This is a genomic window from Clostridium tyrobutyricum (assembly GCF_019144085.1).
Classification (GTDB): domain Bacteria; phylum Bacillota; class Clostridia; order Clostridiales; family Clostridiaceae; genus Clostridium_B; species Clostridium_B tyrobutyricum_A.
In genome coordinates, this window is sequence record NZ_JAHHUY010000100.1 from 1 (window position 1) to 463 (window position 463).

Here is a 463-nt window from a genome sequence, read left to right on the forward strand (position 1 = left end):
TATAACCTTTGCAATATAGAGCACCTTGAAGAATATATACCTCATTCTTGGAAGCATTTGTATTAGGCAGTGTTGGACATGCTGCTTGTGTAGCTGCCCCAAAAACTCCATCCGCTGGTTGAATTCCTAGCTCAATTTGGAGAGCTGTTATTAAAGCTGATACTGTTCCTCCTCCAGTTATTCCGTCTTCAGTTACAGATGTGTAATTTGAATTGCTCCCGTAAGTACTATTTAACCACTTTTGAACTTTTAAAACCATTTGATCCATTTTTTATACCCTCTTTTCTTATTTTTGATTACATATAATATAAAGGTAAAAATCTTTTAAATGTAACCTGTATAAGCTGAATTTTTATATAAATTTCAATATTGACAATTTATATAAAATAAAAATCTGGTGATTTTTATTCAATCACCAGATTTTTATAGTGTTGTACAGATTATTTAAATGCCATATATCATG

1 pseudogene is annotated in these 463 nt (G+C 30.7%); it reads right to left on the bottom strand.

What is annotated here, in order from left to right:
* Positions 1 to 268: pseudogene (locus tag KM800_RS15195) on the bottom strand (hypothetical protein); the annotation flags it as partial.
* Positions 269 to 463 lie beyond the last annotated feature (195 nt).